This window comes from Porphyrobacter sp. AAP82 (genome assembly GCF_000331285.1).
Lineage (GTDB): Bacteria > Pseudomonadota > Alphaproteobacteria > Sphingomonadales > Sphingomonadaceae > Erythrobacter.
The window spans coordinates 80970-103720 of record NZ_ANFX01000012.1 but is presented as its reverse complement, the minus strand read 5'-3'; the positions used below and the strand labels follow the sequence as shown (position 1 = coordinate 103720).

General features: G+C 67.8%; 13 protein-coding genes. 7 read left to right on the top strand and 6 right to left on the bottom strand.

Annotation, left to right across the window (positions count from 1 at the left end):
* Nucleotides 1-7: 7 nt before the first annotated feature.
* On the bottom strand, nucleotides 8-1174 hold the full coding sequence (locus D620_RS15660; protein ID WP_196795244.1) for a TetR family transcriptional regulator: 1167 nt from the start codon (nucleotides 1172-1174) through the stop codon (nucleotides 8-10).
* 176 nt (nucleotides 1175-1350) lie between these two features.
* On the opposite strand from D620_RS15660, the gene D620_RS0102615 reads away from it, so the two are divergent.
* Genes D620_RS0102615 through D620_RS0102605 form a run of 3 tightly spaced genes read left to right on the top strand, consistent with a single transcriptional unit; the run spans nucleotide 1351 to nucleotide 5881 of the window.
* Nucleotides 1351-3942 (top strand): TonB-dependent receptor, encoded by a 2592-nt coding sequence (locus D620_RS0102615; protein WP_017664231.1) that lies wholly within the window; start codon nucleotides 1351-1353, stop codon nucleotides 3940-3942.
* Between the two features lie 19 nt (nucleotides 3943-3961).
* On the top strand, nucleotides 3962-4966 hold the full coding sequence (locus D620_RS0102610; RefSeq protein WP_017664230.1) for a 5'/3'-nucleotidase SurE: 1005 nt from the start codon (nucleotides 3962-3964) through the stop codon (nucleotides 4964-4966).
* Between the two features lie 3 nt (nucleotides 4967-4969).
* The gene (locus D620_RS0102605; protein ID WP_017664229.1) at nucleotides 4970-5881 is read left to right on the top strand and encodes a tyrosine-protein phosphatase; all 912 of its coding nucleotides are present in this window, start codon (nucleotides 4970-4972) and stop codon (nucleotides 5879-5881) included.
* A gap of 67 nt (nucleotides 5882-5948) precedes the next feature.
* Here D620_RS0102605 and D620_RS0102600 read toward each other — a convergent pair whose 3' ends face one another.
* Nucleotides 5949-6899 (bottom strand): tetratricopeptide repeat protein, encoded by a 951-nt coding sequence (locus D620_RS0102600; protein WP_017664228.1) that lies wholly within the window; start codon nucleotides 6897-6899, stop codon nucleotides 5949-5951.
* 113 nt (nucleotides 6900-7012) lie between these two features.
* On the opposite strand from D620_RS0102600, the gene D620_RS0102595 reads away from it, so the two are divergent.
* The 4 genes from D620_RS0102595 to D620_RS0102580 are packed head-to-tail and all read left to right on the top strand — an operon-like array spanning nucleotide 7013 to nucleotide 13133.
* The gene (locus D620_RS0102595; RefSeq protein WP_026091897.1) at nucleotides 7013-9550 is read left to right on the top strand and encodes a cyclic nucleotide-binding domain-containing protein; all 2538 of its coding nucleotides are present in this window, start codon (nucleotides 7013-7015) and stop codon (nucleotides 9548-9550) included.
* Nucleotides 9550-10428 (top strand): hypothetical protein, encoded by an 879-nt coding sequence (locus D620_RS0102590; RefSeq protein ID WP_017664226.1) that lies wholly within the window; start codon nucleotides 9550-9552, stop codon nucleotides 10426-10428. The genes D620_RS0102595 and D620_RS0102590 overlap by 1 nt, the downstream gene beginning before the upstream one ends.
* 10 nt (nucleotides 10429-10438) lie before the next feature.
* Nucleotides 10439-12244, top strand: coding sequence for a cytochrome c3 family protein (locus D620_RS0102585; RefSeq protein ID WP_017664225.1), 1806 nt, complete (start codon nucleotides 10439-10441; stop codon nucleotides 12242-12244).
* 19 nt (nucleotides 12245-12263) lie between these two features.
* Nucleotides 12264-13133 carry a metallophosphoesterase gene (locus D620_RS0102580; RefSeq protein ID WP_017664224.1) on the top strand — a complete coding sequence of 290 codons (870 nt, stop codon included), beginning with the start codon at nucleotides 12264-12266 and terminating at the stop codon, nucleotides 13131-13133.
* Nucleotides 13134-13279: 146 nt separating this feature from the next.
* Here the strand turns inward: D620_RS0102580 and D620_RS0102575 are convergent, their stop codons facing one another.
* Genes D620_RS0102575 through D620_RS0102560 form a run of 4 tightly spaced genes read right to left on the bottom strand, consistent with a single transcriptional unit; the run spans nucleotide 13280 to nucleotide 22607 of the window.
* On the bottom strand, nucleotides 13280-17416 hold the full coding sequence (locus D620_RS0102575; RefSeq protein ID WP_017664223.1) for a hypothetical protein: 4137 nt from the start codon (nucleotides 17414-17416) through the stop codon (nucleotides 13280-13282).
* A complete protein-coding gene (locus tag D620_RS0102570; RefSeq protein WP_017664222.1) occupies nucleotides 17416-19269 on the bottom strand; it encodes a hypothetical protein in 1854 nt (617 codons plus the stop codon). Before D620_RS0102570 ends, D620_RS0102575 begins: the two co-directional genes overlap by 1 nt.
* Nucleotides 19270-19272: 3 nt before the next feature.
* Entirely contained in the window at nucleotides 19273-21228 is a 1956-nt protein-coding gene (locus D620_RS0102565; protein ID WP_017664221.1) for a heme-binding protein, read from the bottom strand.
* Nucleotides 21229-21230: 2 nt separating this feature from the next.
* Nucleotides 21231-22607 carry a multiheme c-type cytochrome gene (locus D620_RS0102560; RefSeq protein WP_017664220.1) on the bottom strand — a complete coding sequence of 459 codons (1377 nt, stop codon included), beginning with the start codon at nucleotides 22605-22607 and terminating at the stop codon, nucleotides 21231-21233.
* Between the last annotated feature and the right edge of the window lie 144 nt (nucleotides 22608-22751).

Sequence of the window (22751 nt, the reverse complement as noted above, 5' to 3'; positions counted from 1 at the left end):
CCCTTTTTCATGCGGGCGCGAGGAACGGGCGCAGCGCAGCCTGTGCCGCAGCGCGCAGGGCCTCGGGCGGATCGGCAGCATGGACGGCGCGGTGGCCGATGCCCCTCAGGATCGCCGAGAAGGCCGCAACCAGCGAGGCGGTCGGCACCTGCCCGCCCATGAGCTGGGTGAGCGCCCAGGTCCCGCTCGGATCCTCCATCGCCCGCACCACACCGCGCAACGGGGCATGATCGGCACCATTGTAAATCGCCCGCTCGATCTCGTGATAGGCCGCGAGCACCGGCTGGCTCCCGGCGAGGACCGCCTCGAGCACCATCGCGAGCATGGCCTGCGGCGCGAAGCGCTGGGCCTGGAACTGTTCCGGATCGCCCCCCAGCGCCTCGCGCTCGTAGAGCCGGTGGAGCGCGAGGGCGAGCAACTGGCTCTTGGTGCCGACGAGGTGGACGACCTTGCCCAGCGTCACCCCGGCGCGCGCGGCGACGGCGCGGAAGGTTACCCCTGCGTGCCCCTGCGCGGCCAGCAAATGGGCCGCCGCCTCGGCTATTCCCGCACGCTCGCCCGCGCCCGGATGCAGCGGCTCGCGGTAGTCGGCGCGGGCCAGCGTGCGGTGCACCATGCGCACGCCCTCGTCCCCGAAGCGCCTTGCGGCGAGCCAGGTGACGAGCGCGGCGGTGGTCTCCTCCAGCAGTGCGCGGTCGAGCACCGGATTCCAGACGAGAAGGTGCCGCGCCCCCTCGCCATGCGCGTAGCAGGCGAGCGTATCGGCATGATCGCCGAGGCCGATCAGAGCGGCGAGCCGGGTCCAGAACGCGCGGTGGCTGCGCTCCCATTGCGGCCCCGGCGCATGGCGCGCGGCCATGGCGAGAGGGCGCTGGAACACGGCCCAATCGGCGATGGTGGCGCTGATGACCGCGCACTGCAAGGCGGGCGTGACTGCCACCTGCGCGAGCGGCGCAAGCGCTGCCAGCCGTTCTGCCATCCACCCCTCTGCCTGGGTCAGTGCCGCTGCCGATGCGGCCGCATACAAACGTTCCATATCGCCAAAGTGATAATGGATCGCCGCCTGCGCCGAATGCGCCTCGTGCACCAGCGCGCGGGCGGAGATCTGGTCGATCGGCATTCCGGCCCACATGTCGAGCAATGCGTCAATCAGGCGTAATTCTGTCGATTTCATGGCAGTTTCACGTCGGTAATCTGATCGTACTGCGACAATTTCCTGCGACTTGCTCATGGAAAGGCAACACCTTCGCTCACCTCGGCACGCATCAAGCCGCTGCCAGGCCTTTGTCATATCGCTTACTTACAAGCGTTCTAACGCGGCCCCAAATCCGATCAAGGGGGCGCTTGCCGATGTTTACCGATACCACCCGTTTCCCGCGCAATTTCTGGCTCGCCGGCGCAGGCCTGGCGGCTTTTGCAATCGCCGCACCCTTGCAGGCGCAGGACACCGCCACGGCAGAGCCCGCCGCCGAGGAAGGGGACGAAATCATCGTCACCGGGTCGATCCGCGACTCGCTCGACAACGCGACCGAAACCAAGCGTCAGGCGGTCAATCTCGTCGATGTCGCCACCGCCGATTCCGTCGGACGCTTCCCCGATGAAAACGTCGCCGCCGCCCTCGCCCGCCTGCCGGGCGTCGCGGTGCAGCTCGACCAGGGCCAGGCGCGCTACATCCAGGTGCGCGGTGCGCCCAACCGCTGGACCTCGGTGAGCATCGACGGCCTGCCCCAGACCGGCACCGATGAAGGCGGCGGCGAGCGCGCCTTCCGCTTCGATGCCGTGCCTGCGGTGCTGCTCCAGCAGCTGGTGGTCAACAAGACCCTCACCCCCGACATCACCGCCGAGGCGATCACCGCGCTGGTCGACCTCCAGACCTTCTCGCCGATCGATGACGGCAAGGCCGGCTTCGGCGTTACCGGCGATGCGGGTTACGGGTTGATGAGCCTTGGCGAAGGTCAGCAGCGCTCGGGCTCGCTGCGCGTCTCGTGGACCAATGACCGCATCGGCTTTGCGCTCGGCGGCTCGCACTACCTGCGCGAACAGGTCACCGACAACCGCGAGGCGGGGTATGACGCCAACGGCATCCCGATCGACATCGACATCCGCAATTACGAGCTGACCCGCCAGAACAACGGCCTGTTCGGCGCCTTCGAGTTCCGTCTGAGCAACGACCTCAAGTTCTTCGTGACCGGCATCTTCACCGAATTCCGCGACCGCGAGGAACGCCACGCCTACGAGATCGAGATCGGCGAAGCCGCCGCGCGCGGCACCCGCGGGCTGCTGACCGGCAGCCTCGACAACGTCTCGATCACCACCAATTACAACGACGGGCTCTACATCAACCAGAACTACATCGGTTCGGCCGGCTTCGACTGGCAGACCGACGAAGGCGGGCTGAAGGGCATCGTCGGCTACACCCGCACCGAGAACACCACCGATCTGCCGCTGATCCAGTCCTCGATCCGGGGTATCAGCGTCGACTATGACCGCACCAACGATGCGCGCTTCCCGGTCGTGCGCCTGTTCCGCACCGTCAACACTGCCGGCGTCCTCTCGCGCGGGGCCGAACTCACGTCGATCCCGGTCAACGAGCAGAACCTGCCGCGCACCCTGCTCATCCCGATCATCCAGGGCGTGACCTCGGATGCCTGGTCGGGGCGGCTCGATGGCTGGAAGCAGCTCGGCGACCTCAAGGTGAGCGGCGGGCTCTATGCAACGACGCGCGACATCTCGGGCAACAATATCGGCATCGGCGGCGTTGTGCCGCTCGCCGCGACAGGTTTCACCACCAACGGCTTTGCCACGGACCGCACCTGGGACACCCAGTTCCCGCTCGGCGTGAGCATCAACTATGTCGACACGCGGGCGATGAACCGCTCGCTCCAGGAAGCGTTGACGCGAGCCAACATCAACCCGGCCAACTTCGTGCTGCCGACCTCGTTCTACGCTCAGGAAGAGCGGATCTACGCCGGCTACGTCATGGCGCAGTGGAATTCGGGCCCGCTCCAGATCGTCGCCGGGGTGCGCGCCGAGCAGTACGAGATCGAGAACGCCGGCACGGTGCTGGTCGGCGCCGCGCCCGCGCCGCTTGCCGTCTCGCAGGATTTCTTCGACCTCTTCCCCAGCCTCAACATCCGCTACGAGGCGACCGAGAACCTCGTGCTGCGCCTCGGCGGCCAGCGCGGCGTGTCGCGCCCCGCCTATGCCGCGATCCGCGTCGGCGCCTCGATCAGCGATACCGCCGCGACGATCAACGGCGGCAACCCCTTCCTTGCCCCTGAATATACCTGGGGCCTCGATGTCTCGGCCGAATACTACTTCGCCAGCAACGGCATCGCCTCGGTCACGGGCTTCCACCGCTGGGTCGAGGACGTGCTCTACCAGAGCCAGCAGCGGGTCGGCTCGGACCTTTATGACAGCAATGAGATCGATCGTTCCAACTACCTGCTCGGCTCGACCTTCAACGGCGAGAGCGGCAAGCTCTACGGGGTCGAATTCAATATCGAGACCCAGTTCGATTTCCTCCCCGGGGCGCTCGCAGGGCTGGGCGTGCAGGGCAATCTCACCCTGCTGGGCGGGGATTTCGACGCGAGGAACGCCGCTGGCGCGCTCCAGACCTTCGACTTCCAGGGCCTGTCGGACACCGTGCTCAATGCCTCGGTGTTCTATGAATATGCCGGGCTGTCGCTGCGGGTCGCCTACCAGAAGCGTTCGGACTTCCTCGACACCCTCGGCGGCCTTGGCGCAGGCGAGTTCCGGCAGGGCTTCGAGAACCTCGATGTGACCGCGCGCTATGCCATCACGCCGAACATCACCCTGTTCGCCGATCTCGCCAACCTCACCGACGAGACCTATGTGGCATACGAAGGCTCGCCCGCGACGCCTTCGGAAGTCGAACGGATCGGCGAACGCTACCTGTTCGGCGTGCGTTTCAACTTCTGATCTTTCGAGAGGACCCGGCATGGCAATCCGTACCACCCTGCTCGCGGCCGCCACCTGTCTTGCGCTCGCCGCCACCTCTGCCGAGGCGCGCAACATCGTCCTCACCAACGACGATGGCCTCACCAGCAATGTGGTTGCGCTCTACGAGGCGCTGAAGGCGGCGGGGCACGACGTGGTGGTCTCGGTGCCGTGCCAGAACCAGTCGGGGCAAGGTGCGGCGCTCGGGATCGCGCGGCCGATCGCGCCCTTGAAGGCGCCCTGCCTCAACGGTGCCGCCGATGCCGGCGCGCCGGGGGCCGGACCGATGACCCGCAAGGGCCTGCCCGGCGAGGGCCGCGATTTCCACTATGTCGACGGCACCCCGGTCGCATCGCTGCTCCACGGGATCGAGGTGGTCGCCATGGCGCGCTGGGGCAAGGCGCCCGATCTGGTGCTCTCCGGCCCCAACGAGGGGCAGAACGTGGGCGCGATCATCCTGTCATCGGGCACGGTCAGCGCGGCCCAGGTGGCAGCCGTGCTCGGCATTCCGGCGATTGCGCTGAGCGCCGGGGCGGGGACCGAAGCGGCGAGCCTCGACAATCCGCAGTCCGATGAGGTCGCCCGCCGCTCGGTCGAACTTCTCGCCCATCTCGACGCCCGCGCCGAAGGGGCCGCGCTGCTGCCCGCCGGCCTCGCGCTCAACGTCAATTTCCCCGACCGGCTGGATGGCGCGCGCTGGCAGATGTCCGAAATCGGCACCTATAACGCCTACAAGGTCGGGTTTGTCGCCAACATTGCTGCCAGCGCCTCGCCGGTGATGCAGATGATGGCCAAATCGCGCGGGGGCGAGCTTCCGCCTTATCCCGGCGTGAGCTTCGACATCGGCACCGCCGCGCCCACGCCGGAGCAGATGGACGATGAAAGCGTGGTCTACCGCAAGGCGATCGCGGTGAGCCCGATGCAGGCGGGCTATGCCTATCCGGCAGGGGCGAGCGTGCTGACCCGTGAACAGCTGGCCGCGCTGCTGCCGGCAGAGGGGGAATAGACGATGCGCGCACCCGCCCTGCTGCTGCCGCTTGCCGCTCTTGCCCTTCTTCCGGGCTGCAAGGACGTCGGCACACCCGGCGCTGCGGCCACCGCCAGCCGCGATCCCGTTGCCGCCAATGCGGCCGCAATCAAGGACCCGCGCCGCGTGCTTCCGCTTGAAGGCGGGGTCAATTTCCGCGACCTCGGCGGCTACATGACCGCCGATGGCCGGGTGACAAAATGGGACGTGCTCTACCGCGCCGGGAACCCTGCGGGCCTGACGGCGAAGGACCAGGCCGAACTCGCCCGGCGCGGCATCCGCACCGTTTGCGACCTGCGGGCGAGCGAAGAGCGCAAGGCCGAACCCAACCCCTATGTCGCTGCCAACGCCGATGTCACCTACTGGACGCGCGACTATGCCGCCGATGCCGGGGACCTGATGAAGGTGCTGGGCGGACCCGATGCGAGCGCGCAGAAATCGCGCGCGGCGATGACCGGCTTCTACCGCGCGCTGCCCGAACAGCATGCGCCCGCCTTCCGCCAGATGTTCGCCTTCCTTGCCGAGGGCAAGGTGCCGCTCGCCTTCAACTGTTCGGCCGGCAAGGACCGCACCGGCACGGCTGCGGCGCTGGTGCTGACGCTGCTCGGCGTGCCGCGCGAGACGGTGGTGGCCGATTACGCCCTGTCGGACGATCTGGTCGATTACATGGGCAAGCTCTCGCAAGGCCCCAAGGACGGCCCCTATGCAGCGCTCGCCCGGCTGCCGCGCGAGGTGGTTGCCCCGCTGCTCGCCTCCGACCCGGCCTATATCGAGGCGGCGCTCGGCGCGATCGAGGCGAAGCACGGTTCGGTCGACGCCTTCATCGAGAAGGAGCTTGGCGTCACGCCGGCCATGAAGCAGGCGATCATCGCCAACCTCACCGATCCGGCCTGAACGGCGCGGCCTTCGCAGGCGAATCGCAAGCGGACCAGCTGGCGCTGATCGCCCGGCCGGGCCGCGCTCAGGTCACCCCGAGCTGCGCCGCCGCCTCGCGCAGCCGCGATGCCGCGCCCGGGTTGGCCTTGACCGCCGCATCGAGCGCCGCCTTCGCCTTGGCCGGTTCGCCCAGTGTCATGCGGCTGCGCATCAGCATGATCCAGCCGTCGATATTCGCCGGCTCCTTGGCGAGCCGCCCTTCGAGCTGTTCGACCATGCCTTCGGCCATGGTGCGCTGTTCGGAGGGCTTCATGGCGCCCGCCGCGGCAACGTCGGCCGCGGTCGGCCCGCGCAGGTTGTCCGAGGCGCCGGCGCCCGCCACCGCGCCCGATCCCGGTGCGATCATCGCCGGCTTGCGGCCTTCCTGCGCCTTGGCAATGCGCGGCGCGACATCGATCTTGTTGATCTGCCCGACCTGTTCGATGGTGCGCACCAGATCCGCCTCCCACGGCGCGCCCTGCGGCGAATCGGCGAGCAGATCGAGCCATGCCGCAATCGCGCCCTCGTGGTCCTTGTCGAGGTCCTTCTTGGCGGCGAGGAAATAGCGCGCGCGCGGGTCTTCGGCATCGAGAGCCAGCGCCTTTTCGAAGGCCTGCAATGCCTCTGCGGGGAGCGGCTCGCGCTTGCTTGCCAGCACCAGCGTCTCGCCCAGTGCCGACCACAGCACCGCCTCGCCCGGCGCGATTGCGACCGCGCGGCGATAGGCGGCGGCGGCCTCGTCATACTGGCCCTGGTTGAAATAGGCGAAGGCCAGATCGCCCCATGGGCCGGCATCGTCGGTGGACGCCTCGGCTGCGGCGCGCAGTTGCTCGATCGAGGCATCGCCGCTCGCCGCCGCTGCCGGCTCGCCCGCACCGCCGGAACCCTGGTAGATGTTGAACCCGATCGAGCCTGCCGCGAGCAGCAATGCCGCCCCCAGCAACACCCACCCCGCCTTCGATGATCCGCCCTGAGGCAGCTTTTCGCCCTGTCCCATGCCCGCTTCGCTAGCACTGCGGGCATGACGGGGCAATTCGCTCTGGCATCGGAGCCGGTTTTGGTTATTGTGCATCACAGGGGGCGATCTATCCGCGAGGGGGGGGGGGATAGGTGAGCGGGATTTTTAAAGTCGCAATCATCGGTTCGGGCCCGGCAGGGCTCAGTGCGGCTGCGCGGGCGGCGGCGCTGGGCTTGAGCCATGTGCTGCTCGAAAAGACCGACCACTTGTCGGACACGATCTACAAGTACCAGAAGGGCAAGCACGTCATGGCGACGCCCAGCAATCTGGTGCTGCGCAGCGACATCGATTTCGACGCGGGCAAGCGCGAGACGATCCTCGGGATCTGGGACGACCAGATCGCGGGCCACAAGGTCAACGTGAAGTATCACGCCGAAGCCAGGGCGATCCGCGGCACCGGCGAGGCGATTGCCGGGAGTATCCAGCAGATCGTCACCCGCGCGCGTGACGGCACCAAGAATATCAAGGAGTTGCAGCGCCACGCCCCGCCCTATGCCATCGAACTGACGAATGGCGAGACGGTGATGGCGGAAAACGTCATCCTTGCCATCGGCACGCAGGGCAACCCCAACCTGATGCGCTGCCCGGGCGCGGACCTGCCGCATGTGCAATACCAGCTCGACGACCCCACCGAATATGTCGACGAGCACATCATCATCGTCGGCACCGGGGACGCAGGCATCGAGAACGCGCGCGGCCTTGCCGAGGACCCGGCGCAGCGCAACACCGTGTCGATCCTCAACCGCGGCACCGAATTCCCGACCGCCAAGGCCGCCAACGTCAGCGCGCTGATGGCCGATCACGAAGCGGGCAAGCTTACCGTCAGGAACGAAAGCGAGACCAAGGCGATCGAGCCCGGCTGGATCACGCTGGCCACGCGCGACGGGGAGATTCGCATCCCCTGCGACCGGATCATCGCCCGCATCGGCTCGGCCCCGCCGCGCGCCTTTGTCGAGGAATGCGGGATCGAGTTCACCAGCGAGGACCGCGGCGCCTTCCCGCGCCTGTCGCCGGTGTTCGAATCGACCGCGCCCGGCATCTTCGTGATCGGCGCGCTGGCGGGCTACCCGCTGATCAAGCACTGCATGAACCAGGGCCACGACGTCATCGAGTTCATCAACGGCAACACCGCATTGAAGCCTGCCGACGAGCCGATCATCGCCGCCAAGTTCGCCAAGCTCCCGGGCAACCGTTCGACCGAGGAATGGCTCGAATTCCTGCGCGCCAATGTCTCGATCCTCAATGGCATGAACCCGCTGCAAATGCGCGAATTCATGCTCGATTCGGAGGCGAAGTTCTTCGCGCCGGGCGAAGTGATCTTCGAGCGCAATGCCCCCGGGTCATCGCTGTTCGGGATCGCCAGCGGTTCGGTGGCGGTGGAAGTGAACCCGGCCGACCCCTCGATCACCATTCCCATCGAAGCCGGATCGATCTTCGGCGAGGTCGGCCTCATTTCGGGCCGCCGGCGCGGGGCGACGATCCGCGCGGCAGAGGACACCATCGTCGTCGAGATCTCGCGTCTTGCCGCGCTGAAGCTGCAATCGCAGGTGCCGAGCGCCAAGACGGCGATTCAGCGCATCTCGATCGAGCGGCAATTGCTCCAGATGTTCGGATCGGGCCTGACCCGCGAGGATGTCGCCCCTCTGGTCGAGGCTGCGCGCGTCGAGGAAAAGCGTGCGGGCGAGGTGGTCGTCACCGAGGGCGCGGACGACAAGGACATCTTCATCATCCGCCGCGGCTCGATGATCGTCGAGAAGGCGATCGGCGAAAAGCCGGTGTTCCTCTCCTACCTGCCGGCGGGCTCCTATTTCGGCGAGATGGCGGTGATCGACGGATCGGCGCGCACCGCGACCGTCAAGGCCGCGATCAAGTCCGAGGTGATCCGCCTGCCGGGCGAAGGCTTCCTCGCGCTGCTCGACCGCAACCCCGCGCTGCGCGAGCGCGCCCTGAAGGACATGTCGGGCCGGCGCGCCACCAATTCCTTCATCGAAAGCCGCAAGGACGAGTTTTCGGGCGCGGTCGATCTCTATTCGCAGACCGCGCAGTTCCTCGTCGACAACGGCATCGGCGAGGCGACCGACGTGCTGCTCATCGACGAGAAGCTGTGCATCGGCTGCGACAATTGCGAGAAAGCCTGCGCCGACAGCCATGACGGCCTGTCGCGATTGGATCGCGAGGCGGGCAAGACCTACGCGCACCTCCACGTGCCTACATCCTGCCGCCACTGCGAACACCCGCACTGCATGGCCGACTGTCCGCCCAACGCGATCAAGCGCGGGCCCGACGGCGAGGTGTTCATCGACGAGACCTGCATCGGCTGCGGCAATTGCCAGAGGAACTGCCCCTACGGCGTGATCCGCATGGACGCCAAGCCCCCCAAGAAGCCGAGCCTCCTCCAGTGGATGCTGTTCGGCACGGGCCCCGGGCCCGGCGAGGCGTCCTATAGCTGGCGCAAGAAGGCGGCCGAGAAGGACGGCGGGCAGAAGGCCAAGCAGGCGATCAAGTGCGACATGTGCTCCGGCATCGACGGGGGCCCTGCCTGCGTGCGCGCCTGCCCGACAGGCGCCGCGATCCGCGTCAGCCCCGACAAGTTCCTGACCTTCGCCAAGCTTACCGAGGACGTCGAATAATGGCGACCAAAGCGGGGGCAAAGGCGGGCGGCACGGGACGTTTCAGCCAGGACGAGCGGCGGCGCGACAGCGACCATGTGAGCTTCCTGAAGCACAAGGGCTTCCGCTGGCTGTGGATCGCGCTTGCCCTGTGCGCGGCCTCGATCGCGGGCTATCTGATGATCGACCAGGACCCGCGCCCCAATGGCGGCACGTGGTACGGCTATACGCTCGGCACCATCGGCTTCGGGCTCATCCTGTGGCTTTCGCTGCTCGGCGTGAGGAAGCGGCGCATCAATCCCGGCGTGTGGAGCCTCAAAGCGTGGACCAGCGCCCACGTCTACCTCGGCCTTGCGCTGATCGTGGTGGGCACGCTTCACACCGGCTTCCAGATCGGCTGGAACGTCCACACGCTCGCCTATGTCCTGATGCTGCTGGTGATCGCGACCGGCATCTATGGCGTGATCGTCTATGCGACCTTGCCGCAGAGCCTCAGCGCCAATCGCAAGGAAATGACCCGCGCGCAGATGCTCGACGCGCTGACCGCGCTCGACCGCCAGTTGGAGAGCGCCGCGCAGCCGCTGGCGCGCGCCGAATCCGATCTGGTGATCGCCGCGCTCGGCCAGGACGTGTTCTACGGCAGCGCGCTGGCGCGGCTCACGGGGAGCTATCCCGGCTGCAAGACCGCTCGCGCGCTGGCGGGCATGGGCACCGGCAGCGAGGCCGAGGCGCGGGTGGCGAGCCTGCTCGAAAAACGCCGCGAACAGCTCGCCCAGATCCGCGGCGCGCTGCGCATCCGCGCGCTGCTGGAGATCTGGCTGTTCATCCACATCCCGCTGACAATCGCCCTGATCGCCGCGCTTACCGCGCATGTGATCAGCGTGTTCTACTACTGGTGAGGGGGCGGCGATGGCTTTCCTGATCCGCACCATCGACTTCACCGCCGCCGGCCGCGAGATCGTGCGCGACCGCGTGGTCGACCAGCCGCGCCTCACCGTGGGCCGTGCGGCCGAGAACGACATCCACCTGCCCGACCTTGCGGTGGAGCAGCGCCATGTCGGCATCGATCTTGCCGCGGACGGCACGCTTGGCGTCAGGGCGCTCGGCACATTGGGCTTCGGGCTCGATGGCCGGGTGGTCACCGAAGGCACCATCGACCCGCGCACCGGCGGCGAGATCGCGCTGGGCGCGGCGCGGCTCGCTGTCACGCGCGAGGCGGATGGCAATATCGCCATCACCATCCGCCAGGTGATCGCCGACGAGGGCAAGATGGACGCGCTGCGCGGCTTTGCGCTCGCCTCCAAGCTGCCCAGCAAGCGCGCGATGAGCTGGATTTTTGCCGCGGCGATCGTCCTGCTGCTGCTGGCCCTGCCGATCGCCTCGCACCTGCTGTGCACCCCCGCCAAGCCCGATCCGACCGGCAAGACCGAGGGCGCGGTGCTGATGGACAGCGCCTGGTCATCGGGCGAGCTGTCGCTGAAGCACCACAGCCTCGAGAACAATTGCGAAAGCTGCCACGTCGCGGCTTTTGAAAGCGTCCAGGACGAGACCTGCCTGTCGTGCCACAAGGACATCGCCGATCATGCGCAAAAGCCGCGTCTTGCCAAGGGCATGCCGCCGCTCTCGCAAGGCGATGCGCTGCAATGGTCCATCGCCGAGGGTTTCGGCAAGGAAGGCCCCTTGGGCTGCGTCGCCTGCCATTCCGAGCACGAAGGGCCGGTGCGCACCCAGGCGGCGAGCGAGGCCTTCTGCGGCGATTGCCACAAGGATCTCAAGACCCGCCTCGCCGACACCGACCTCGCCAATGCGCATGATTTCGGCAAGGATCACCCGCAGTTCCGCCCGCTCTATTTCGCAAGCTTCGGCGCGGCCAAGCCCGTGCGGGCGAGCGCCGGGACCATGCCTCTCGAGCGTTCGGGCCTGGTCTTCCCGCATGATGTCCACATGAACCCGCGCGGCGGGGCGGCGCGCATGGCGGTGAGCCTCGCGCAATACGGAGCCCCGCTCGAATGCAAGGACTGCCACGCGCCAACCGCCGACAAGGTGACCTTCAAGCCGGTCGAGATGGAGCAGGCCTGCGAGGCGTGCCACAGCCTGGTCTCGGGCCGCACGGCCGGTGGCGGGTTCGGGAAACTGCGCCACGGCAGCGTCAAGAACCTTGCCGAGGATCTCGCGCGGATCACCTCGGGCCCGCGCCCCGCACTCGCACCCAGCCGCCAGCGTCCCGGACAGATCGGCAGCGCATCGCCCTACCGCGCCGATTTCGGCCGGCCGGTGCGCGCCTATATCGGGATCTCGAACGCGCTCTCCACCGGGGGCGTGTGCACCGAATGCCACCTGCCGACCCGCGGGCCGACGGGGCAGGCCGACCTCATGCCGGTCAATTTCCCCGAGCGCTTCCTCACTGGCGGCTATTTCAGCCACGCTGCGCACACCAAGCAGAAGTGCTCGGACTGCCACGCGGCCGAGACCTCGAAGCTGGCGAGCGATCTCTTGATGCCCGATCTCAAGAGCTGCCGGACGTGCCACCTGGGCGCGAGCGCGGTCAAGACCGCCAAGATCGTGCCGAGCGACTGCGCGATGTGCCACGCCTACCACGTGCCCTCGGGCCAATGGCAGGGTCTGAAGTTGATCCAGCCTGCCGCCCCGCACTACAAGCCGCCGCCGCCTGAAAAATCAAAGGTTGCGGCAAAGATCGCACGGGCTAGACCATAGCAATCGGCGGGGGGATTTCATGACGGGCAAGGCGGTTCTGATCGCGCAGATGACCGACATCCATGTCGGATTCGCCCCTGATGAAAAGCCCGAGGAGCTGAACCTCACCCGCTTCCGCGCCACTCTCAAGCGCCTGATCGAAGGGCCCAACCGCCCCGATCTGCTGGTGCTTTCGGGCGACATCACCGATCACGGCGATGCGGAGAGCTTTTCCAAGACGGTCGCACTGCTCGCCGATTGCCCGATCCCGATCCTGCCGATGGTCGGCAACCACGACAGCCGCGAAGGCCTGCTTGGCGCCTTTCCGCAGGTCGTGCCGGCCGAAGGCGGCTTTCTCCACTATGTCGTCGATGCCGGACTGGGCCTAAGGATCATCTGCCTCGACACGCTGGAAGACGGCCGCCACGGTGGAGCCTTCTGCGAGGCGCGCGCCGCATGGCTTGCCGCGCGGCTGGCCGAGGCGCCCGATACGCCGACGCTGATCTTCATGCATCACCCGCCGGTGGTCGCCGGAATCGACTGGATGGACCCTGCCCCGGGCGAAGACTGGATCACCCGGCTGCACACGGTGCTCGAGGGGCAATCACAGGTGCTGGCGATCCATTGCGGGCATCTCCACCGCCAGATCAGCACCAGCTTCGCCGGCATTCCGCTCGGGGTCACCCCCTCGGTCGCGCCGCTGGTGGCGATGGACCTGACGCCGATCGACCAGCATGTGCCCGACGAGCGCGAGCTCATCACGACCGAGCCGCCGACCTATGCGATCCACCGCTGGGACGGCGAGGCCCTCGTCTCGCACTACGAGCGGGCCGGCGACTGGCAGGTGCTGGCGCGCTTCACGCCCGCCTTGCAGGGCATGATCGAGGGCATGTTCGCCGAGCGCGAGTAAGGTTTCCCTTTTTTGCGTGCCCGCCTTGCGCGGGCACGTCCTCGGCGCTGCTTCTCCGCTTCGCTCCGGGCGCCTGCGGGCGGGCGTTCGCCCTTGCGGCCCGTCCTGCGGCGGGCCGATTCCCTGCAAGCATGAGGCGCCGGTTTTTACTTCCGCGCGCTCGCCCGCTGCGCTCCTGTCGGTGCCAGCCCGACCCAGCGCTTCATGTCAACATCGTCCGTAACCTTCCACGGCACGCCGCTGCGGGTCATGAACATCCGCTCCATCTCATCGCGGGTGAAGGGGCGTGAGCCCAAGCGGCCGAAGACCGCCATCTGCCCGCCGGTCTCGTCCACCGCACGGTCGCGGTCGAGGCCCTTCGACATGGCGATCGCCGGCGTCGGAGTCCTGGCCCAGGCGACCAGTTCGGGCTTGGGCGCCGGGCTGAAACCGTAGAAGCCGCGCTGGCTTTCGGGGCTGGTGAGCTGGAGCACCTTCACCCCGTTCTTCCCGTCCGCGACATAGGCGAACAGCGAGGCGTTGGTGGTGCCGACGATCACGTCCTCGGCATCGTTCAGCGCCCCGTCCAGCGTCACCTTCTGGTAGACCTTGGGACTGCGCGGGTTGGTCACATTGAGGATGACGAGGCCATCGCCCTTGGCCGCGACATAGGCATAGGTGCGCGCGATATACGTGCGCCGCGCATCGGCCAGCGGCACGGTCGCCTCGGGCACGGCGACCGGATTGCGCAGGCTCGTGATGTCGAACAGCTTCACCCCGTCGGCGTCGGTCACCCAAAGGTAGCGGAACTGCACCGCGCTCGCCCGCGCATCGCGCAGCTCGCGGACCGCCGCCAGTCTGGGTGTGTCGGGGTCGCTGAGGTCGACCACCACCAGCCCCTTGGCCGCGGTGATATAGGCGACCTCGCCCGCCAGCACGATGTGCCGCGCGCCGTTCAGCACGCCGCCCGGGTTCCATGCGTTCGAGCCGTCGGCATAGGTGTGGCGGCGCAGCTTATTGTTGCGGAATTCGCCGTCGGCCAGCGTGTTGACGTTGACGAGGATCAGGCCCTCCGAAGCATCGGTCACTGCGGCAAAATTGTAGATCGGCTTGAAGGCCTGTTCCTGATTGGCCTCGCGCATCGCTTCGGTGTTGCGGGTCGGCGCGATCGGCTGGTTGGTGGCGAGCGCCATGCAGGTTGCGTTGGCGGTCTTGACCTGCGTGTCGTGGCCGAGCGCGGAGAACGGTCCCTTGAGAATCCGCTCGGAAGTGCCCTTGTTGGCGATGCTGGCGACGTCATAGACCGCAAACCCGCCCTTGCCCTCGGCGACGAACATGTATTCGCCGCGCAGCTGGAGACAGCCGACGCGGCCCGGCGTGCCTTCGTGGACATTGAGGAACTGTTCGAGCGGGTGAGTCTCGCCCGACATCTCCCCATCGAAGGTGCGCCCACGTGTCCAGTTCTTCAGCTCGCGGCCGTTCTGGTTGACGTGGAGACCCCAGTAATCGGGATAGGCATAGCGGTGAAGGTAGGAGCCGATCACCGCCTGGGGCTCGTCATACTCGGTCACCCGCGTCGCCTGGAAGCCGCCCTCCAGCCCGCTCCACGCGTTGAGACCGACGAAGTTGACGTAGTTGGTGCCCAGCAGGAACAGCTGCGCCATGATCGCGTTGTTGTCTTCCTTGGCGGACAAGTGGCAATCGGTGCAGGTCTTGGTCTCGGTCAGGCGCACGGTGTGCGGGAAGTGCGGCGCGAAGGCCTGGCTGGAGAAACCGATCGCGCTGATCGGCGGCTGCTGCACATAGATCCGCTCGCGGTTGATGTTGGTCGAGGACAGCACCAGCGCCGAGGACGACCGGACCGGGGCGACCTGGTTGCCCTTGGTGGTCATGTGCTTGCCGAGCTGGAACATCTCATCGCGCGCGACCTGCGGGTTGTAGGTCGCAAAGTTGCGCGTCTCGCCGCCTTCATAGCGGTGGACGGGGGTCTTCCAGTTGGCCTCGATCGGCAGGTGACACCCGCCGCAACTTGTCGTCCATGACAGGTGGCAGGTGAAGCAGGCCATCTCCGGCTCGCGGTGCGCGCGGTCGCCCTCGGAGATGCCGGTGCCGAATTCGAAATTGCCGGTCTCCGCGCCGTAACGGCTGACGAGCTTGGCGCGCGCGGCCTTGGCGTTGAAGGTCGGGGTGGCGGGATCGACCGAATCCTTGACGAGGCTCATCTCCCACTGGAGGTTCGGGTCGACGATCGAGCGCTGGATCAGACGTTGCCTGCCGTCCGGACCCTCGAGCCATTCGAAGCGGCGCTTGCCGTCCGGGTTGCGCAGCAGGGCGAGGTTATGCCCCTCGGGCGGCGCGGCCGGGCCGCTGGTGCGCAAGGTGGGGTAGGCGTCGGCCGTGCCGTGGCAATCCTTGCAGGTGATCTCGATCGCGTTCGCCACCTCGCCATAGATCAGGCCATTGCCGTGGCTGTCCTGCTCGAAGTGGCAATCGGCGCACTGCATGCCCTTCTCGGCATGGATATCCATGAGGTGGACCGCCTTGCCGGGGTTGACGCCGGCAGGCACGAACTTGCCCTCGCCCTCGCGGCGCCACTTCTCCGGATCGTCGGGGTCGACGATCTGCCCTTGCGCATCGAGCAGATTGCCCTCGCGGTCGCGCTTGAAGATCGCGCGGAAGTTCCAGCCGTGGCCGTGATAGTCGGCGAACTGGGTGTCCTTCAGCTGCGGGTTGAGATCGTAGACATTGCGCAGGAAATCGAGGTCGGCCCAGTTCCCGCGCGGCGCGGCGCCTTCGGGGTTGCGGTCGGTGACAGCGCGCACTTCCTCGGCGGTCGGGTACTTCTGCTGCTTGGGCCACATGAAGGGCGCGTCGCTCTCGTAGTCCCACATGGTGTATCCGAGGAACGAATTCAGGAAGATGTTCGGCTGGTGCATGTGGCAGTTCATGCACTGAGCTGTAGGGATCGCGCGGGTGAAGACGTGCTGGAGCGGGTGGCCGCTTTCCTTGACCTCGCCCGAGGCCGTGCGCAGCGCTCCGTCAGAGTCCTTGTCTGCGCTACCGCTTTGCTGCCTGAGCGCATCAGCATGGTGGTCATCGCCCGGCTGCTTGACCGCGCCGTGGCCGCCGTGGCCGTCATCCGCACCGGCCAGATGTGCGATCTTCTCGGCGATGGTGGGATCGGCGGTGATCGACTGCCCGTCGCGCCCGAACTGCGCATAGGTCAGCGAATGGCGCGGCTCGCGGTCGTTGGCATAGACCACGTGGCAGCTCGCGCAGCCCGAATGGCGGTAGTCGCCCGGCTGGTCGTTGGTGCCCATGAACCAGGTGAAGGGATCGTTGAGGCGGGTCTTGTGGATGTTAAGCGCGGGGATCGCCACGCGCAGGCCGGTGCCCGGGCCGCGGTTCGATTGCTTCAAATCGGGCCGCCCGGGCTCGTCGAGGCGCTGGATCGAGCCCGAAGGGTTGGGCAGGCCGATTTCCGGGAACTGCGAGTTGATCGTGCGCCCGCCGCGCTCGAACACGCGGAACACATCGCCCGGCGGGATCACGTGCCAGGTCGGCAGCGGATACATCTCGGCAAGCACGCCGCGCGCGACCTGATCGCCGGACAGCTTGCCCCCCGGCCCCGCGCCCGGCGTCGTGATATGCGCCGGATCGCCCTCGCGCGTGTAGGCCTCGCCAAGGAGGTAGTTCTTGAAGGGCAGGATGCCGTTATTGTAGCTCGCCCCGCCCCACAGCATCGCGCCGGTCGCCATGATCGAGCGTTCGGCGCTCTCGATCGACTGGATGTGGCACGCCCCGCAGGCATCGCGCGCGACGCGGTAGTCGGACGGGTTGATGAACTTCACGAACTCCGGCGATTCCTTGTTGAGCAGCGCGTAGGAGCGCTTGGGGTTCGCCGAGGAAGGGAAGTGCCAGGAATTGGGGTACTTGGGCAGCACATGCGCGGCATCGCGCGCGGCGACGTAATCGGGGTGATCGTGCGGCAGTTCGGAATTGCCGCGCACGGCCTCATTGCCGCCATGGCAATCGGTGCAGCCCAATCGCACCGCAGGCGAGACGTGCATCGTCGGCGCATCGGTCTTGACGTGACAGGTGAGGCAGCCTGCGGATTTGGCGTCCATCTCGGCGACCGATTGCCGCTGCGGCGCGGGGGCCGCGATGACGAGGCTGTAGTCGCGCTTGACCGGTTTCTCCTCGTCCGAGGCCATCGGGCTGCCTGCGAACATCGTCGCGGCGATCACGAAGGCGGCGGCAAGCAGCGCGAAGTGGCGGGCGAAAGGCTGGGTGAGCGCGCGCATCAGTAGGTCAGCACCACGTTGGCGAGGATCGAGACGAATTCCTTTCCACCCCCGCGGGAAGTGAACAGGTCGCGGAAGCCGTCGCCCGCCAGCAGGGTCGCGGCGGACAGGCGGAAGACGAGGTTCTGGTTGGCATGGGGCCGCCAGATCGCCGAAGCCGAAAGGTCGAAGCCGATCTCCTTGGGGATCGAGCCCTCGTTGCGCAGCACCTCGAGCACCGAGGTGTTCTCGAACCACAGGTGGTTGGCGTTGGCGGTCAGCCGGAACTCGGGCGTCAGATCGAAATCCGCGCCCGCGCCGACCAGCATCAGGCCGGGGTTGTTGAAATTGCTCTGCCCCTGCTCTTTCGAGCTTCGCAGCGAGTTGAGGAGCCCGTTGCGGCCATTGACGCTGATGACCCGCCCGCCGCCTGCAAAGGGAATGGTCTGGCGGATCCAGTAGGAGGTGTCGGCGCCTGCGAACACCGGGTTCTCGAAAATCGCATCGAACCCGCCCTCGGTGTCGTCATAGGGGTCCTCGTCGCCGCTGGCATAGGCGGCCGAGAGCCGGAAGCGCATCCAGTCGCGGTCATAGCTCGCTTCCACCGCGGCGAACTGCGCATTGATGTCCGCCGGACGATCGGTGAGGAAGCTGTTGCGGTCCTTGCCGAGCGCCCAGTAGAAGCTCCCCGTCAGGTTCACGCGGCCGATGCGGCCATCGAGGTTGTAGCCGAGGTAGAAAGCGTCGTATTCGCGGCCCCGCAAGGTGCCGAGCAGCGCCGGGCGCACCGGGAAGCCGTTGTCGTCGATCTCGATATCGCCCGACTCGCGGTTGCGGTTGTAGACGACGGTGATCTGGCTGGTGAGGGCCGGGATCAGGAAATCCTGCCGGTAGGCGTTGGCGACGAACACGAAATCGTCGCGCGGGGCCTGCGTCACATCGTTGAGGCCCGAGTTGGTATCCTTCTCCAGCCGCCAGAAGGCGCCCAGGTTGAACTGGAAGCGGTTGTTGTCGCGCGACCCGAACAACCGCACGCCAAGCTGCTGGTCGTTGAACAGAAAGCCGCGGAAGTCCGACTGGAAGGGCTGGATCCCGGCGCGCAGCGAGATGAAATCGAACCGGTCATTGTCGAACCGCGCGAGGTGATAGTCGACGAAAGCCTCCTGCACCCCGAGGAAATGGTCGAGGCGATGGCTGGGCCGCGTCGGCTCGACAAACAGCACGCGGCGCTCGGGCACATCGACATAGTTGACGTTGTAGGCCAGCGTCAGGCGGTATTCGACGACCGGCGGCTTGAAGGTGGTCGACCCCTTGAGCAGCGCAAAGCCGGCGATGAAGGTCTGGCTGAAGACCTGGCTGAAGGCGTTGCCGAACACGTCGTTGCGGTCCGGATCCTCGGTGGTCTGGACGCCGACAGGGATCGGGAAACTGCGCGGCTCGTAAACGGTGTCGCTGATCAGGTTGGCGACGAAAAACCAATCGTCCTCCTTGATCGGCAGCCACGGCACCTTGGCGCGGTCGATCGGGCGGTCGCCCTTGAGCGTGTTCTGATTGTAGGGATCGAGCAGGTTTTCCTTCACCAACCCGAGGCTCTGGATGAGCCGCCAGCGATCGGGGATTGGCACCTGTTCGGCCGGGAAGGCCTGCGGAGGCGGCGCGCGCACGGCGCCTTGGTTGTTCTGCTCGATCTTGTCAGGCAGCGGCGCGGTGTAGCCCGGGCGCTCGCGGCCCTCGATGATCTGCGGATCGACAGGAGGCGCGTCCTGCTCCCAGTCCTGCGCGGCGGGCGCCTCGCCGGGCGGCACGACCGGGGGTGTCGCCTCTTCGGGAGGGGCAGCCTGGAGCAGCAGCAGGGCGGGGATGAGCGGGGTCATGCGCTACAGCCCCTGACACACGTTTTGTTCGCTGCTGCCGATGAACGGCGCGAAGGGGCAATTGACGTAGCGCAGCCGCACCTGGCGGCTGCCGACCTGCACCACGATCCGGTCCGCGCGGATCGCGGCGGGCGCATTGCCGAGGCCCCCGCCGGCGCGCGCGGCGCCGTTGTGGAGACCCAGAAAGCTGATCATGTCGTCCTGGTCGATCCCATCGCCCGAAACGCCGATGCCGCCGACCAGTACGTTGCCGCGATAGACCGGGACCGAGCCGGGGAAGATCTGGATGCCGTTGGCGAGCCGCGGCGTGCCGCCGGCCGAATTGGGCAGGCTCGTGCAGGCGCGCGGGGTATCCGTCCCGCTCGCACCCGTCACAAAGCCGAGGTGCTGCGCGAGGTTGCCGACCACCAGCGCGCTCTGCAAGCCGGTCGAGAAGGGGCTGAACTGCCCGATCGGGCGCGAGAAGGGCCCGTTGGGCTGGCCGACCTCGCCATCGGGGAAATAGGGCCGCGAAAGGTTGCCGTGGGCACGGTCGGACAGCGCGAAGGCCCCCGTCAGCGCGGTCGGATCGCCAAGGAAGGTGCGCAGCCTCGTGACGAATTGCGGCACCTCGCCGCTCGCCGCGGAAAGCTCGGCGGCGGCGAAGGGGGCGGAGAAGAAATTGGCGGTGCGCGCCTTCTGCAAGCTCACGTCGATCCCGAAGATCGGCGCATCGGGCGAGCGCACCATGCCGAGCACCGCGCCGCGCGTGTCGACGAGGCTGATCGTCACCTGCGCGCGGCTGTCGAGCGGCTGGCGGATCTGCGCGCGGGCGCGGCTCATCACGAGGAAGGCTTCCTCGAGGATCGCGCGGGCCTCGGTTGCGGTCAGCGGCGCGGCGATATCGCCCCCGTCGGTGCCGCTGCGCACCGGATAGCGGTTCGCGCCCGCGCCGTTGGTGAGCACGAAGGCATCGCGGTTGGCGAACTCGGCCGCGCTCGAGGCGCGGATGCCCGAGGCCTCGGTGCCATAGGTCGCGCCCGGCAGCAGGCCCGCGCCGGCATAATAGCCGGTGACCGGCACCAGCGCGCCCGCAGTCGCCGCGAAGCTCGCACCCGCCACTGCGCCGAGTTGCGGATATTCGACATCGGTGTAGCGCAGGCTCGTGCCGTCGGCGGTGATGCGGTCGGCACGGATGCTGACTGGCGCCTCGAAGCCGACCGTCCCGGCGAGCGCGATCGCCTCGTCGACGTCATTGTCGCGGTCGAGGACATTGGTGTCGAGGCCGTAGACCCCGTCGGCGATCACCCCGATGCCGCCGACGACCACGCCGTTCTGGTAAAGCGGGAAGCCCCCCGGGTCCGCGGCGAGCCCGAGGGGCGAGCGCTTGGGACCGATCAATCCGTCGCCGGCGCGCGCGGCGAGGTCCGAACACGGCAGCTGGCTGAACTGCACCCCGTAGAGCGGGCCGCTCTCCAGCCCCACCGTGGTCGGCGCGGGCGGGAAATGTTCCTGGACGATGAAGCTTGCGGTGCGGCTCGAAAAGGCATTGCCGCCGCTCGAGAGATAGGCGCCGGTGATCGCCTTGGCGATGGCCGCGCCGGCAGCCGGGATGGTCAGGCCCTGCGCGTCGCGGCTGGTGCCGTCGGGGGCGGCCGGGACGCGCGCGGTGGCACCTGCGCCCGGCATGGCGAACACGCCAAGGACATTGCCGACCCGGTCGGTGACCGCGATGGTCGCCGCCACGCCCCGCCCGCGCGCCTCGGCGGCGGCCTGGGCGATGATCGTGCCGACCTCGGCGCTCGACAGGCTTTCGGCGGCGGGCACCGCGAACACCTGTCCGGACGGCGGCGGGGTGGGGGTGGGTGTCGGCCCGGTGCCGCCGGTCGCGCCGCCGCTGGTCGAAGGCCCTCCGCCCCCGCAGGAAGCCAGCACCAACGCGCTCGCGGCCAGCCAGAACGTCGTGATCCCCCCGCGCATCGCTATTTCAGCCGTGCAATCGCGGTCGAGGCCGATTTGAGCGCCGTGCGGAAATCGGCCGGGCGATAGGCATTGGGCTCCTCGACGGCCTTGTAGGCGCGGGAGATATCGCCGCGGATGCCCGCCGCCGCGCCCTGCGTGACCCGGCCCTCGCGCACCAGCGCGTTGAGCAGCGTGTCGACCGCCATCACCGCCTGCACCGACCCGGCATAGTCGGTAAAGCGCGGGGCGGTCGCCTCGCCGGCGATGATCGCGATGATCTTGAAGGCGTCGGCATCGGCATAGGCGCGGCCCGACAGGCTTTCAGCCAGCGCCCCCGCCCGCGCCGAGAGCGCCTGCGCGGCCGCGCGCGCTTCGGCAGGGCCGGCGCCGAACGCCTTGTGGAAGTCGCGCGCGGCGGTCTGGAATGCGCCCGCCTCGCCCGGCACCAGCGCGCCTGCGACCGCCGACAGCATGATCATGTTCTCGTCGTTGAAGGGCGGGTTGCCGAAGGGGATCGGGCGGCCCGGATTGGTCTCGAAGGTGAGCTTGCGGTTCGGGCCATCGGCGATGGTGCGGTGGCAGGAATGGCAATCGAGGAAATAGAACTGCGGGAAGGCGCCCTCGTAGCCGAGCTTGGGCTGGGCGAAGAGTTGGCCCGCGCGCCGCACCGCCTCGGCCTGGCCGACCGCCCAGAACCGTACCGAACTGGGCGCGCCCTTCCTGGCGATGTAATCGCCGTCGATTTGGTGGTGCTGCTGAAGCGCGCTGAACAGGTCGAGCTCGAAAGACACGCGCGGGTGACCCGCGGCCATCATCGCGTGGGTGACGAACTGGCCGGGCTTGCTCGATCCGTAGTGGCAATCGAGGCACACGCCCGCCCGCGCGCGCGGATTGTCGAGCGGGGTCAGGCCAGCGGCGATGTTCGAGGCATGGGTGGCGGGCAGCGCATAGTGCTCGGCAAGCCAGGTGCCACCGCTCGCGCCGTGGCAGCTTTCGCAGCCGACCCCGTCGGTCAGGGTAAACTTCGCGCCGCGCTGGCCGGCGGGTGCGTTTGTCGCGTGGCAGCCGAGGCAGGCGGGGGCGGATTGCGCATTGCCGAGCCCGAGGCTCGCCGCGATCTGCTGGCCCCTGCGCCCGCCGAGCACGGCATAGGCGCGGCTATGCGCGCCCGAGGGCGAGGACGGTTCCTGCCAGGTCGCGATCTCGTCCTGCCTGACAACCGCGCCATTGCCTTCGGCGCGGCCGTGGCAGGTCGATCCGGCGCAGGTCGCAACGCCTTCGAAGGTGCCGCCGCCGAGCGCTGTGGAGACCGGGTAGAGCGCGGCCAGTGCCAGCACGGCGGCCACGCGCGCCAACACGCGCCGCGGCCCCGAAGGTGCCGCGCGGCCAGCGATCATATCCGCCAGAATTCGTATCATCCCATCCCCCCCGAGATGCTCGTCACCCGATCCTAGCGGCCCCTTGCCACGCCTTCAAGACGCCCCCGCGCCCCGATGGTGCAATCCGGCAAAAGTCCCGCCATGTGCCGCGTGCCGATTCCC

Excerpts from the sequence above, each read along its gene's own strand:
- D620_RS0102580 (WP_017664224.1), top strand. The coding sequence starts at position 12,264 with ATGACGGGCAAGGCGGTTCTGATCGCGCAGATGACCGACATCCATGTC.
- D620_RS0102600 (WP_017664228.1), bottom strand. The coding sequence starts at position 6,899 with ATGGGACAGGGCGAAAAGCTGCCTCAGGGCGGATCATCGAAGGCGGGG.
- D620_RS0102565 (WP_017664221.1), bottom strand. The coding sequence starts at position 21,228 with ATGCGCGGGGGGATCACGACGTTCTGGCTGGCCGCGAGCGCGTTGGTG.
- D620_RS0102605 (WP_017664229.1), top strand. The coding sequence starts at position 4,970 with ATGCGCGCACCCGCCCTGCTGCTGCCGCTTGCCGCTCTTGCCCTTCTT.
- D620_RS15660 (WP_196795244.1), bottom strand. The coding sequence starts at position 1,174 with ATGAAATCGACAGAATTACGCCTGATTGACGCATTGCTCGACATGTGG.
- D620_RS0102575 (WP_017664223.1), bottom strand. The coding sequence starts at position 17,416 with ATGCGCGCGCTCACCCAGCCTTTCGCCCGCCACTTCGCGCTGCTTGCC.
- D620_RS0102585 (WP_017664225.1), top strand. The coding sequence starts at position 10,439 with ATGGCTTTCCTGATCCGCACCATCGACTTCACCGCCGCCGGCCGCGAG.
- D620_RS0102610 (WP_017664230.1), top strand. The coding sequence starts at position 3,962 with ATGGCAATCCGTACCACCCTGCTCGCGGCCGCCACCTGTCTTGCGCTC.
- D620_RS0102570 (WP_017664222.1), bottom strand. The coding sequence starts at position 19,269 with ATGACCCCGCTCATCCCCGCCCTGCTGCTGCTCCAGGCTGCCCCTCCC.
- D620_RS0102615 (WP_017664231.1), top strand. The coding sequence starts at position 1,351 with ATGTTTACCGATACCACCCGTTTCCCGCGCAATTTCTGGCTCGCCGGC.
- D620_RS0102560 (WP_017664220.1), bottom strand. The coding sequence starts at position 22,607 with ATGATCGCTGGCCGCGCGGCACCTTCGGGGCCGCGGCGCGTGTTGGCG.
- D620_RS0102590 (WP_017664226.1), top strand. The coding sequence starts at position 9,550 with ATGGCGACCAAAGCGGGGGCAAAGGCGGGCGGCACGGGACGTTTCAGC.